Annotated in this window: 13 protein-coding genes; 6 read left to right on the forward strand and 7 right to left on the reverse strand. The window is 69.2% G+C overall.

Going from position 1 to position 12,315, the window contains the following annotated elements; genetic code table 11:
* Nucleotides 1–14: 14 nt before the first annotated feature.
* Nucleotides 15–689, forward strand: coding sequence for a FadR/GntR family transcriptional regulator (locus PV679_RS12630; RefSeq protein ID WP_319680250.1), 675 nt, complete (start codon nt 15–17; stop codon nt 687–689).
* Nucleotides 690–711: 22 nt separating this feature from the next.
* Here PV679_RS12630 and PV679_RS12635 read toward each other — a convergent pair whose 3' ends face one another.
* The 3 genes from PV679_RS12635 to fabG all read right to left on the reverse strand — a co-directional run bounded on the left by PV679_RS12635 (nt 712) and on the right by fabG (nt 2,772).
* Entirely contained in the window at nt 712–1,116 is a 405-nt protein-coding gene (locus tag PV679_RS12635; RefSeq protein ID WP_319680251.1) for a hypothetical protein, read from the reverse strand.
* Between the two features lie 161 nt (nt 1,117–1,277).
* On the reverse strand, nt 1,278–2,048 hold the full coding sequence (gene fabI, locus PV679_RS12640; protein WP_319680252.1) for an enoyl-ACP reductase FabI: 771 nt from the start codon (nt 2,046–2,048) through the stop codon (nt 1,278–1,280).
* A 4-nt stretch (nt 2,049–2,052) separates the two neighbouring features.
* On the reverse strand, nt 2,053–2,772 hold the full coding sequence (gene fabG, locus PV679_RS12645; RefSeq protein ID WP_319680253.1) for a 3-oxoacyl-[acyl-carrier-protein] reductase: 720 nt from the start codon (nt 2,770–2,772) through the stop codon (nt 2,053–2,055).
* Nucleotides 2,773–3,091: 319 nt separating this feature from the next.
* Between fabG and PV679_RS12650 the strand changes: the two genes are divergently transcribed.
* The 3 genes from PV679_RS12650 to tyrS all read left to right on the forward strand — a co-directional run bounded on the left by PV679_RS12650 (nt 3,092) and on the right by tyrS (nt 7,436).
* Nucleotides 3,092–4,615: a TldD/PmbA family protein gene (locus PV679_RS12650; protein WP_319680255.1), complete on the forward strand. Its 1,524-nt coding sequence runs from the start codon at nt 3,092–3,094 to the stop codon at nt 4,613–4,615.
* An 82-nt stretch (nt 4,616–4,697) separates the two neighbouring features.
* Nucleotides 4,698–6,104, forward strand: coding sequence for a metallopeptidase TldD-related protein (locus PV679_RS12655; protein WP_319680256.1), 1,407 nt, complete (start codon nt 4,698–4,700; stop codon nt 6,102–6,104).
* Between the two features lie 63 nt (nt 6,105–6,167).
* A complete protein-coding gene (tyrS, locus tag PV679_RS12660) occupies nt 6,168–7,436 on the forward strand; it encodes a tyrosine--tRNA ligase (RefSeq protein WP_319680257.1) in 1,269 nt (422 codons plus the stop codon).
* A 79-nt stretch (nt 7,437–7,515) separates the two neighbouring features.
* Here the strand turns inward: tyrS and PV679_RS12665 are convergent, their stop codons facing one another.
* Complete coding sequence (locus tag PV679_RS12665; protein ID WP_319680258.1) at nt 7,516–7,794, reverse strand: GlsB/YeaQ/YmgE family stress response membrane protein; 279 nt, start codon at nt 7,792–7,794, stop codon at nt 7,516–7,518.
* Between the two features lie 201 nt (nt 7,795–7,995).
* Here PV679_RS12665 and PV679_RS12670 point away from each other — a divergent pair, with 201 nt between their 5' ends.
* Both PV679_RS12670 and PV679_RS12675 read left to right on the forward strand, forming a co-directional pair.
* The gene (locus PV679_RS12670; protein ID WP_416069707.1) at nt 7,996–8,382 is read left to right on the forward strand and encodes a DUF3099 domain-containing protein; all 387 of its coding nucleotides are present in this window, start codon (nt 7,996–7,998) and stop codon (nt 8,380–8,382) included.
* Between the two features lie 241 nt (nt 8,383–8,623).
* The gene (locus PV679_RS12675) at nt 8,624–8,935 is read left to right on the forward strand and encodes a hypothetical protein (protein WP_319680259.1); all 312 of its coding nucleotides are present in this window, start codon (nt 8,624–8,626) and stop codon (nt 8,933–8,935) included.
* On the opposite strand, the gene moaA is transcribed toward PV679_RS12675, so the two are convergent.
* The 3 genes from moaA to PV679_RS12690 all read right to left on the reverse strand — a co-directional run bounded on the left by moaA (nt 8,918) and on the right by PV679_RS12690 (nt 12,100).
* Nucleotides 8,918–9,907, reverse strand: coding sequence for a GTP 3',8-cyclase MoaA (gene moaA, locus PV679_RS12680; RefSeq protein WP_319680260.1), 990 nt, complete (start codon nt 9,905–9,907; stop codon nt 8,918–8,920). The genes PV679_RS12675 and moaA overlap by 18 nt on opposite strands.
* 175 nt (nt 9,908–10,082) lie before the next feature.
* On the reverse strand, nt 10,083–11,714 hold the full coding sequence (locus PV679_RS12685; RefSeq protein WP_319680261.1) for a cation acetate symporter: 1,632 nt from the start codon (nt 11,712–11,714) through the stop codon (nt 10,083–10,085).
* A complete protein-coding gene (locus tag PV679_RS12690) occupies nt 11,711–12,100 on the reverse strand; it encodes a DUF485 domain-containing protein (RefSeq protein ID WP_319680262.1) in 390 nt (129 codons plus the stop codon). The genes PV679_RS12685 and PV679_RS12690 overlap by 4 nt, the downstream gene beginning before the upstream one ends.
* Nucleotides 12,101–12,315: the final 215 nt, after the last annotated feature.

Consider the following 12,315-nt stretch of genomic DNA (forward strand, 5'->3'; position numbering starts at 1 on the left):
AGACTTGGAGCACCATGGCGCTGACCTCTCTCCGGCGTTCCGCGCTCTCCGACCAGGTGATCACGGAGCTGCGGAACCAGATCACCTCGGGCGAATGGCCGGTGGGATCCCGTATCCCGACCGAACCCGAGCTGGTCGAGCAGCTCGGAGTGGCCCGTAACACCGTCCGTGAGGCCGTGCGCGCGCTCGCGCACAACGGGCTCCTGGACATCCGGCAGGGCTCCGGCACGTATGTCGTCGCGACGAGCGAGCTGGCCGGCGTGATGCACCGAAGATTCGCCGGTGCGGATCCGCGGCATATCGCGGAGCTGCGTTCCACGCTGGAGTCCTCGGCCGCGCGGCTGGCGGCGGAGCGGCGTACGGCGCGGGATCTGCGCCAGCTTGAGGCGCTTCTCGCCCGGCGGGAGGACGCCTGGACGGCGGGCGACGCGGACCGGTTCGTCGCCGCCGACGCGACACTGCATATGGCGGTCGTCGCCGCCTCCCACAACGATGTGCTGACGGCGCTCTACGCGGACCTGGGCCATCTGCTGCGGGACGGGATCCGTGAGGACGTGGGCCGGGAGCTGCGGCCGGAGGACCATATGGACCATGGACGGCTGGTGGCGGCGATCAGGGCGGGCGACGCGCGGACGGCGGGTGCCGAGGCGGCGAGCCACGCTCTGCACTGCCTCGGCGAACAGGTCTGAGCGGCGCGGCGTCGTAAGACCCTCAGCGTTCCACTTCGTGACTCACCCATACCGCCCGGATCTCTTTCCAGCAGCGGTCGGTGAGCGCGGCGTAGCCGGCCGGCAGGATCTTCACGGGAGCGCTGTCGACGTCGATGTCCCACCAGCGCTCGCACTCGATGTGCAGCCGCACCCGGTCGATGTACGGATACGGGTTGTGGCAGGACACGGTGGCGTGTGAGCCTTCGGTCTTCGTACGGCAGGTGGCATGGAAGCGGCGTGGATCGCCACGGTCGGCGGCCGCTCCCGGCCGCCCGGGAACGGGCGGGACGGCCACGGCGGTGGGCTCGGGTTCGGATATGCCCCGTAGTACCGGAGCGACGGCGGGTCCCGTCGTGATCAGCGCGGCTGCCATGAGCGCCGTCGCGCGACGGCCGGTCGGTCGCATGCGTACTCCTCCCCCGTAAAGGTGACCGGAATGATCCGGTCTGCCCAGTCTGCGGGGAATCGTCGCTCTTTTCGACTCGGACGAACACGTTCCGTCAATACGCGGAAGCCGCGCGCCGTTCGTCTGGACGGTCGCGCGGCTTCCGGCGCGTGACTACCGGGTCAGGCACCCATCATGTGGACGCCACCGTCGACATGGATGATCTCGCCGGTCGTCTTCGGGAAGAAGTCCGAGAGCAGTCCGACGACACCACGGGCGGCCGGTTCCGGGTCGGTCAGGTCCCAGCCGATGGGCGCGCGGTGGTTCCAGACGTCGGCGAGCGACTCGAAGCCCGGGATGGACTTGGCGGCCATCGACTTGAGCGGACCGGCCGAGACCAGGTTGGAGCGGACATTGCTGGCGCCGAGGTCCCGGGCGAGGTAGCGGCTGGTCGACTCCAGGGCCGCCTTGGCGACACCCATCCAGTCGTACTTCGGCCACGCGACCTGCGCGTCGAAGGTGAGGCCGACGACCGAGCCGCCGCGTCCCATCAGCGGCAGGCAGGCCATCGTCAGCGACTTCAGCGAGTACGCCGAGACATGCACCGCGGTCGCGACGTCCTCCCAGCTCGCCTCCAGGAAGTTGAAGGCGCCCTGCGGGCCGAAGGCGATCGAGTGCACGATGCCGTCGAGCCCGGCGCCCTCGCCCTGCTGCTCACGGATCCGGTCGGCCAGCCCGTCCAGGTGCTCCTGGTTGGTGACATCCAGCTCGATGACCGGGACGGGCTTGGGCAGCCGCTTGGCGATGCGCTCGACGAGGGTGAGCCGGCCGAAGCCGGTGAGAATGACCTCGGCCCCTTCCTCCTGCGCCACCTTGGCGGCGTGGAAGGCGATGGACGCCTCGGTGAGGACGCCCGTCACGAGAATGCGCTTGCCGGCGAGGATTCCACTCATGTGATCAGTGACCCATGCCCAATCCGCCGTCAACGGGAATGACGGCTCCAGTGATGTACGAGGCGTCGTCGGAGGCGAGGAACCGCACCGTGGCGGCGATCTCCTCCGGCTGCGCATAGCGGCCGAGCGGTACCTGCGAGACGATGCCCGCGCGCTGCTCGTCCGTGAGTACCTTCGTCATGTCGGTGTCGACGAAGCCGGGCGCGACGACATTGAAGGTGATGTTCCGCGAGCCCAGTTCGCGGGCGAGGGAGCGGGCGAAGCCCACCAGACCGGCCTTGGACGCGGCGTAGTTCGCCTGGCCCGCCGAGCCGAGCAGCCCGACCACGGAGGAGAGCAGGACGACACGGCCCTTCTTGGCGCGCAGCATGGCGCGGTTGGCGCGCTTGACGACGCGGAAGGTGCCGGTGAGGTTGGTGTCGAGGACGGAGGTGAAGTCCTCCTCGGACATCCGCATCAGCAACTGGTCCTTGGTGATACCGGCGTTGGCCACCAGCACCTCGACGGGACCGTGCTTCTCCTCGATCTCCTTGTATGCCTGCTCCACCTGCTCGGCGTCGGTGATGTCGCAGCGGACCGGCAGACAGCCCAGCTTGACGAGTTCCTCCGGCGGCTCGCCGGAGCGGTAGGTGATGGCGACCTTGTCGCCGTTGTCTGCGAAGGCGCGGGCGATGGCGAGGCCGATGCCCCGGTTTCCTCCGGTGACGAGAACCGAGCGGCTCAAAGGATCAGCCTTTCCCTAGCGGTCTGGTACCTCGAAAATCTATCGGTACCGTCCGCTCCGAGGAGAATCGGCCTCTGACAGCGCCTCGGTACGGTCCCTGTTGGATCCCTACAGAAAGCCACGCCGGAGGGCCGGTAGGTGGGAGGCGCGGCCCATCCGACGGCTCCGGCGGTGCGTCCGGCGATACCAGAAGAACGCGCTCTCCGCGTTCGTCGGGGTTCCTCGGGGTTCGTCGGGCAAAACCACTGGGGCTCGGGCCGCCTCCGCCGCATGATTCACTGCGGACATATACCCACAGGTGTGAGAAGGGGAGGCCGACGTGCCCCATGAGGTAGATGAGTCGTTCCTTGCACTGCCGTTGCGGGCGCTCGCCGACGCCGCGCTCGCCAGGGCGCGGGCGCTCGGGGCCGAGCATGCCGATTTCCGGTTCGAACGGGTACGCAGCGCGGCCTGGCGGCTGCGGGACGCCAAGCCCGCCGGGTCGTCGGACACCACGGATCTCGGCTACGCCGTGCGGGTGGTGCACGGCGGTGCCTGGGGATTCGCGTCCGGCGTCGATCTGTCCATGGACGCGGCGGCGCGGGTCGCGGGACAGGCCGTGGCGATGGCGAAGCTGTCCGCGAAGGTGATCTCCGCCGCCGGTTCCGACGAGCGGGTCGAACTGGCCGAGGAGCCGGTGCACGCCGAGAAGACCTGGGTGTCGGCGTACGAGACCGACCCGTTCTCCGTGCCCGACGAGGAGAAGTCGGCGCTGCTCGCGGAGTGGAGCGCCGGGCTGATGCGGGCCGAGGGCGTCGCGCATGTGGACGCGTCGCTGCTCACCGTCCACGAGAACAAGTTCTACGCGGACACCGCGGGCACGGTCACCACCCAGCAGCGGGTACGGCTGCATCCGCAGTTCACCGCCGTCGCCGTCGACGGCAAGAGCGGTGAGTTCGACTCGATGCGGACGATCGCTCCGCCGGCCGGCCGCGGCTGGGAGTACCTCACCGGGACCGGCTGGGACTGGGACGCGGAGCTGGAGCGCATCCCTGGGCTGCTCGCCGAGAAGATGCGCGCGCCGAGCGTCGAGGCCGGGACGTACGACCTGGTCGTCGACCCGTCCAATCTCTGGCTGACGATCCACGAGTCGATCGGCCACGCCACCGAGCTGGACCGGGCGCTGGGATACGAGGCGGCCTACGCCGGCACCTCCTTCGCCACCTTCGACCAGCTCGGAAAGCTGGCGTACGGCTCGTCGGTGATGAACGTGACGGGTGACAGGACCGCCGAGCACGGTCTGGCGACCATCGGATACGACGACGAGGGCGTCGAGGCCCAGTCGTGGGACCTGGTCAAGGACGGCACGCTCGTGGGCTACCAGCTCGACCGCCGGATCGCGAAGCTCACCGGGCTCGGCCGCTCCAACGGCTGCGCCTACGCCGACTCGCCGGGCCATGTCCCCGTACAGCGCATGGCGAATGTGTCACTGCGGCCGGATCCGGGCGGGCTGAGCACGGAGGACCTGATCGGCGGAGTGGAGCGCGGGATCTATGTGGTCGGTGACCGTTCGTGGTCGATCGACATGCAGCGCTACAACTTCCAGTTCACCGGCCAGCGGTTCTTCCGCATCGAGAACGGCAAGCTGGCGGGCCAGCTCCGCGATGTCGCCTACCAGGCGACGACCACGGACTTCTGGGGCTCCATGGAGGCGATCGGCGGACCGCAGACCTATGTCCTGGGCGGCGCCTTCAACTGTGGCAAGGCCCAGCCGGGCCAGGTCGCGGCGGTCTCCCACGGCTGCCCGTCCGCGCTGTTCCGCGGCGTCAACATCTTGAACACCACGCAGGAGGCCGGACGATGAGCTGGACCACCACCACCGGCCGGGGGTCCGGGGGTTGTCCCCCGGAACAGCACAGCCTGAACACCACGCAGGAGGCCGGACGATGACCGCGAGCCGTATCAGCAAGCCGCACGAGATCGTCGAGCGCGCTCTCGAACTGTCCACCGCCGACGGCTGTGTGGTCCTCGCCGACGAACAGTCCTCCGCCAATCTGCGCTGGGCGGGCAACGCGCTGACCACCAACGGGGTCACCCGCGGCCGGACCCTCACCGTCATCGCGACCGTCGACGGCTCGCGGGGCACCGCGTCCGGTGTGGTGTCGCGCTCCGCCGTCACCGCCGACGATCTGGAGCCGCTCGTACGCGCCGCCGAGGCCGCCGCGCGCGCGGCGGGCCCCGCCGACGACGCCCAGCCGCTGGTCGGCCCCGACCAGGCCGGTCAGGCGTCCGGGGACTTCACGGACGCGCCGGCGGAGACGACCTCCGCCGTCTTCGCGGACTTCGCGCCGGCGCTCGGTGAGTCGTTCGCCCGTGCCCGCGCCGGTGGCCGTGAGCTGTACGGCTTCGCCAACCACGAGCAGACCTCGACCTACCTCGGTACGTCGACAGGCGTACGGCTGCGCCACGACCAGCCGAGCGGCACGCTGGAGCTGAACGCCAAGTCGCCCGACCGCACCCGTTCGGCGTGGGCGGGCCGTGCCACGCGTGACTTCAAGGATGTGGACCCCGCGGCCCTCGACGCCGAGCTGGCCCAGCGGCTGGCCTGGGCCGAGCGGCGGATCGAGCTGCCCGCCGGGCGGTACGAGACGCTCCTGCCGCCGACCGCCGTCGCGGACCTGCTGATCTACCAGCTCTGGTCCTCGACCGCGCGCGACGCGGTGGAGGGCCGTACGGTCTTCTCCCGCCCCGGCGGCGGCACCCGGGTCGGCGAGACCCTCTCCAGGCTCCCGCTCACGCTGCGCAGCGATCCGAACGAGCCGGGCCTGGAGTCCGCGCCCTTCGTGATCGCGCACGCCTCCGGCGACGACGCGTCCGTATTCGACAACGGTCTGCCGCTTCCGGCGACGGACTGGGTACGCGGCGGCGAGCTGCGTCATCTCATCACGACCCGGCACAGCGCGTCCCTGACCGGCCTTCCGGTCGCACCCGCCATCGACAATCTGATCCTGGACGGCGGCGGCGAGCGTTCGCTTGAGGAGATGGTGTCGGCGACGGCCCGCGGGCTGCTGCTGACCTGCCTCTGGTACATCCGCGAGGTCGACCCGGCGACCCTGCTGCTGACCGGGCTGACCAGGGACGGCGTCTATCTCGTGGAGAACGGCGAGGTCGTGGGCGAGGTGAACAACTTCCGGTTCAACGAGTCGCCCGTCGACCTGCTGTCGCGGGCCGCCGAGGCCGGACGCACGGAGAAGACCCTGCCGCGCGAATGGGGCGACTGGTTCACCCGGGCCGCCATGCCCGCCCTGCGTATCCCCGATTTCAATATGAGCTCGGTCAGCCAGGGAGTGTGACGCCCATAGACTGGCCGGTGGTACCCCCGTTCACCCATGCACCGTACGAGGAGAGAAACGACCGTGACGGACATCGTCGACGAGCTGAAGTGGCGCGGGCTGTTCGCCCAGTCCACTGACGAGGACGCTTTGCGCAAGGCGCTCGCGGACGGTCCCGTCACGTTCTATTGCGGCTTCGACCCCACGGCGGCCAGCCTGCACGTGGGTCATCTCGTGCAGGTGCTGACCGTACGCCGGCTCCAGCAGGCCGGGCACCGGCCACTGGCGCTGGTGGGCGGGGCCACCGGCCAGATCGGTGATCCCCGGCCGACCGCCGAGCGGACGCTGAACGATCCGGAGACGGTGGCCGGCTGGGTGCAGCGGCTGCGGTCGCAGATCGAGCCCTTCCTCTCCTTCGAGGGCCCGAACGCCGCCACCATGGTCAACAACCTGGACTGGACCGCGGGCCTCTCCGCGATCGAGTTCCTGCGGGACATCGGCAAGCACTTCCGGGTCAACAAGATGCTCACCAAGGACTCCATCGCCCGCCGGCTGGAGTCCGACGAGGGCATCAGCTACACCGAGTTCAGCTACCAGCTCCTCCAGAGCATGGACTTCCTGGAGCTGTACCGGCGGTACGGCTGCGTCCTCCAGCAGGGCGGCAGCGACCAGTGGGGCAATCTCACCGCCGGCCTCGACCTGATCCACCGGCTGGAGCCGGGCGCCGAGGTGCACGCACTGGCGACGCCGCTGATGACGAAGGCGGACGGCACCAAGTTCGGCAAGACGGAGAGCGGCGCGGTCTGGCTCGACCCGGAGATGACCACGCCGTACGCGTTCTACCAGTTCTGGCTGAACGTGGACGACCGCGACATCTCGACGTACAGCCGCATCCTCAGCTTCAAGAGCCGGGCCGAGCTGGAGGAGCTGGAGCGGAGCACGGCGGAGCGTCCGCAGGCCCGCGCGGCGCAGCGGGCGCTGGCCGAGGAGCTGACGACCCTGGTCCACGGCGCCGGCCAGTGCGCGGCGGTCGTCGCCGCGTCCCGGGCCCTGTTCGGCCAGGGTGAGCTGACGGAGCTCGACGAGGCGACTCTGAGCGCGGCGCTGTCCGAGGTGCCGCGTGCCGAGGTCGCCGAGCTGGGCCCGGTGGTGGACCTGCTCGCCGAGGCCGGTCTGGCGCCGAGCAAGTCGGCCGCGCGCCGCACCGTCAAGGAGGGCGGGGCGTACGTGAACAACGTCAAGGTCACCGACGCGGACACCGTGCCGGACAGCGGGGAACTGCTGCACGGCCGCTGGCTGGTGCTGCGCCGTGGCAAGAAGAACCTGGCCGCGATCGAGGTCAAGGCCGGCTGACACACGGCATACGGCTCCGGCCGGACACGCGAGAAGACGCGTGTCCGGCCGGAGCCGTTGTCTTCGCTCCGCGCGCCGGTCAGGCCCGCTGTCTTCTGGGCCGCCGGATCGCGTTCCACGCCAGGTCGCCCAGGAACACCACGACGATGGCGCCGATCAGTTGGAGCACATGGCGGATCCAGTCGATGCCTCTGGTGTGGGCGACGCCGAGCCAGCCCGCGACCGCGTTGCCGACAATGCCGCCAAGGATGCCGCACAGGATCGTCAGCCACAGCGGGATCTTCTGCCGGCCCGGGATGATCGCTCTGGCGAGCAGACCGAGCACCAGGCCCACGATGATCGCCCACAACCAGTTCACGGTCGCCTCCTCGTGCGGCGCGGTGTGCGCGGGTGCGCTCAGTCTGGACTGATCAGTGGTACGGCGCACGCCGGACGGTGCCGTACGTGGCGTGCTGAGAGGGATCGGTCACGATGGTGGGTGCCCCGCTCTCGTACGTGCCGGAGTCTCGGCGTACGGTGGTTCCGAGTCCGATACGGGCGAGTCCGGCAGAGGAATCGGGTGGTGGACGTGGCGCGGAAGCGGAGCAGCACCGAGGTCTTCCGGATCACGGGCGCCCGGACGGGGCTCGCCGAGGACGTGCGCGGCCGGCAGCGCCGCTATGTGATCTCGATGTCCGTGCGGACGGTCGCGGTGATCCTCACCGCCGTCCTGTGGAACGTGGAACGGCCGGTCGCGATCGTGACTCTGGTCCTGGGACTACTGCTGCCGTACGTAGCCGTGGTGATCGCCAACGCGGGCCGGGAGAACGCTCCCTCGCTGCCCTCGGCCTTCGTCGCCGCTCCGGTGCGTCCGATGATCGCGCCCTCGTCAGGGCCCGTCGCGGCGGAATCCGGCGCGGAGCCATGCGACTTCGAGCAGCCTTCACCACAGCACGAGCAGACATAACCGAGTGTGAGCGAAAGCGGTCTCGGACGGTCCGCCAAGCACAGTAAAAGCTCAGATCAATCGTGAAGTTCCGGTGCACCGCACCCCGTAGCGCGTGACATACTTTGCAGGCGCTCCGCATCCCCCGTCGGAGCGACGGACCGACGCCGGGCAGCTCCCCCCGTGGCTGCTCGGCGTCGCCCTTTTGGCTCATCGGACCGCCGCCGCGGCAAGCCGCCGGTCACGGAACTAAGGTTGCCGGGTGAACTCCCCCGATTCCGCCGACACCGACGGCCCTTTCCCAGGCGGCCTCTTCTCCGTCGGCCGCCCGGCCGACGGCTCCGCGGCCGACGACTCCGCGCCCGTCTGCTCCGCGAAGGGCTGCCGCACCGCGGCCGTTTGGGTCCTCGCCTGGAACAACCCCAAGCTGCACACGCCCGAACGCCGCAAGACCTGGCTGGCCTGCGACGAACACCGCGAGCATCTCAGCTCGTTCCTCGGTGTCCGCGGCTTCCTCAAGGACGTGGTGACGCTGGAGGAGTGGCAGCGGCACGACTCAGCCGCCGATGGCTGACATCGGCCGGTCCGGCTGAAGGAAGGCCGGGTCGTCCAGACCGGAGCCGGCCTTCTTGCCCCACATCGCCAGCTTCCAGATCGTGGCGATCTCCTCGTCGGGTGCGTCGGAGCGCAGCGCGGCCCGCAGGTCCGTCTCCTCCCGGGCGAACAGACAGGTGCGCACCTGTCCGTCGGCGGTGAGCCGGGTGCGGTCGCAGGCGTGGCAGAACGGACGCGTGACGGAGGCGATCACGCCGACGCGGTGCGGGCCGCCGTCCACCAGCCAGCGCTCGGCGGGCGCCGAGCCGCGCACCGATTCGCCCTCCGGGGTCAGCGTGAAGCGGGTGGCGAGCGAGGCCAGGATCTCACCGGCTGTGATCATGCCGTCGCGCTTCCAGCCGTGCTGCGCGTCGAGTGGCATCTGCTCGATGAACCGCAGCTCGTAGCCGTGTTCAACGGCCCAGGCCAGCAGGTCGGGAGCCTCGTCTCCGTTGAGGCCGGGCATCAGGACGGTGTTGACCTTGACCGGCGTCAGTCCGGCCTCGCGGGCCGCGTGCAGGCCGTCGATCACATCCGCGTGCCGGTCGCGCCGGGTGAGGGCCTTGAAGACGTCGGGCCGCAGGGTGTCGAGCGAGACATTGACCCGGTCCAGGCCCGCGGCCTTCAGCGCCGCGGCCGTGCGCTTGAGCCCCAGACCATTGGTGGTGACCGACATCCTGGGCCGGGGCCGCAGAGCCGCGCACCGCTCGACGATCCCGACGAGGCCCGGCCTGATCAGCGGTTCACCGCCGGTGAAACGGACTTCGGTGATTCCCAGGCGCGTCACGGCGATACGGACGAGGCGCACGATCTCGTCGTCGCTCAGCAGATCGGTCTTGGTGAGCCACTGAAGGCCCTCTTCCGGCATGCAGTACGTACATCGCAGATTGCACCGGTCCGTGAGTGACACGCGCAGGTCGGTGGCCACGCGGCCATAGGTGTCGATGAGCACTGTGGGCCCCCTCCCTGTGATCGGTTGTGACGCTGTCGAGCTGTGATCGGTTGCGACACTGTCGAGCCTACGTCAGACCTCCGACAACAACAGGAGGTGTCCGCCGCACCAGCGGCGCGGCCGCGTCGTAGGACTCTACGACGCGGCCGCGGAAAACGCTCTGGTGCGGAGCCAATCAGTGTGCTCCGGTGCCGGTGAGGGACTTGACCTCCAGCTCGGCGTATTTGCCCTTGTCCGGCTCCTCCTTCGACAGCAGGGTGCCCAGCCAGCCGAGCAGGAAGCCCAGCGGGATCGAGATCAGACCCGGGTTCTCCAGCGGGAAGAAGTGGAAGTCGACGTCCGGGAACATCGAGGTGGGCTTCCCCGAGACGACCGGCGAGAAGAGCACCAGCAGCACGGACGAGGCAAGACCGCCGTAGATCGACCACAGGGCGCCCTGGGTGGTGAACCGCTTCCAGAACAGGCTGTACAGCAGGGTCGGCAGATTGGCCGAGGCGGCCACGGCGAAGGCGAGCGCGACCAGACCGGCCACGTTCAGATCGCGGGCGAGCGCGCCGAGCGCGATGGAGACGATGCCGATGGCGACGGTCGCCCATCGTGCCGCGCGGACCTCCTCCTTCTCGGTGGCCTGTCCCTTGCGGATGACATTGGCGTAGATGTCGTGCGCGAACGACGAGGACGACGCCAGGGTCAGCCCCGCGACCACCGCGAGGATGGTGGCGAAGGCGACCGCGGAGATCACCGCGAGCAGGATCGCGCCTCCGGTCGAATCGGCCCCGCCGCCGATCTCCAGCGCCGCCAGTGGCGCGGCCGTGTTGCCCGCCTTGTTGGAGGCGATGATGTCGCCGGGCTTGAGCAGCGCGGCGGCGCCGAAGCCGAGCACGATGGTCATCAGGTAGAAGGCGCCGATGATGCCGATGGCCCAGATCACCGACTTGCGGGCGGCCCTGGCGGTCGGCACGGTGTAGAAACGGATCAGGATGTGCGGCAGGCCCGCCGTACCGAGGACCAGCGCGATGCCGAGCGAGATGAAGTCCAGCTTCGAGGTCTCGGTGGCGCCGTACTTGAGGCCGGGTTCGAGGAAGGCCGCGCCCTTGCCGCTGTTGCTCGCCGCCGTGCCCAGCAGGTCGGAGAGGTTGAAGTGGAACTTCAGCAGGATCAGGAAGGTGATCAGCAGTGTCCCCGCGATCAGCAGGACGGCCTTGACCATCTGGACCCAGGTGGTGCCCTTCATCCCGCCGATGGTGACGTACACGATCATCAGCAGGCCGACCAGAGCGACGATGGCGATCTTCCCGGCGTCGCTGGTGATTCCGAGCAGCAGCGAGACCAGCACACCGGCGCCGGCCATCTGCGCCAGCAGATAGAAGATCGAGACGACGATGGTGGAGGCACCGGCGGCGGTACGTACCGGCCGCTGGCGCATGCGGTACGCGAGGACGTCGCCCATCGTGTACCGGCCGGAGTTGCGCAGCGGTTCGGCCACCAGCAGCAGCGCCACCAGCCAGGCCACCAGGAAGCCGATGGAGTAGAGGAAGCCGTCGTATCCGAAGAGCGCGATGGCGCCGGCGATTCCGAGGAAGGACGCGGCGGACATGTAGTCGCCGGAGACCGCCAGGCCGTTCTGGAATCCGGTGAACTGCCTGCCGCCGGCGTAGAAGTCGGACGCGCTCCTGGTCTGGCGGCCGGCCCAGACGGTGATGACCAGAGTGGCCAGGACGAAGATCGCGAAGAGCGTGATGATCAGCGGCCGGTGCTCGCTGGCGTCCGAGGCGGCGGCGAGCTGTAGCTGGACCGGGTGGCTCATGCGTCCGCCTCCATACGGGACTTGATGATGTCGGCCTTCGGGTCGAGCCTGCGGGCCGCGTGCCGCGCGTAGAACCAGGCGATGAGGAAGGTGGTGAGGAACTGCGCGAGGCCCAGGACGAGGGCGACGTTGATATTGCCGAAGAGCTTGGTGCCCATGAAGCCGCCCGCGTAGTTGGACAGCAGGACGTACAGCAGGTACCAGGCGATGAAGGCGACGGTCAGCGGGAAGGCGAAGGAGCGGTACGTACGGCGCAGTTCGCCGAATTCCGTGCTCTCCTGCACCTCGACGAACTGGGCCGTCGTGGGCTGGGCGGTCGGGGCCGCCGTGTTCTGGGCGGGGCTGCTTGCCGTACCGCCCTCGGGCGGCGGTGCATCGGTAGCCACGGAATCTCCTCGTGACGCGGGTGCGATGGGGTCTGACAAGGGGGACCTCCTGGCGGAGTCGGGATGATGCTCGTCCCCCTGACAACGGCACGGGAGGCATGGCGAAGCGGTTCAACATCAGCCTTTTCTTCTGGAATTGATTGATGAGTGACGACAGTCAGCGATAACTTCCCTCGTCATGTACCCGTCCGCGTGCGGCGTGCGCGCGGACGGCT

The organism is Streptomyces sp. AK02-01A, assembly GCF_033795305.1.
In the GTDB taxonomy this organism is placed as follows: domain Bacteria; phylum Actinomycetota; class Actinomycetes; order Streptomycetales; family Streptomycetaceae; genus Streptomyces.

Bases quoted from the DNA above. Each gene is read 5' to 3' on its own strand.
- PV679_RS12630 (WP_319680250.1), top strand. From the start codon at position 15: ATGGCGCTGACCTCTCTCCGGCGTTCCGCGCTCTCCGACCAGGTGATC.
- PV679_RS12635 (WP_319680251.1), bottom strand. From the start codon at position 1,116: ATGCGACCGACCGGCCGTCGCGCGACGGCGCTCATGGCAGCCGCGCTG.
- fabI (WP_319680252.1), bottom strand. From the start codon at position 2,048: ATGAGTGGAATCCTCGCCGGCAAGCGCATTCTCGTGACGGGCGTCCTC.
- PV679_RS12655 (WP_319680256.1), top strand. From the start codon at position 4,698: ATGACCGCGAGCCGTATCAGCAAGCCGCACGAGATCGTCGAGCGCGCT.
- PV679_RS12685 (WP_319680261.1), bottom strand. From the start codon at position 11,714: ATGAGCCACCCGGTCCAGCTACAGCTCGCCGCCGCCTCGGACGCCAGC.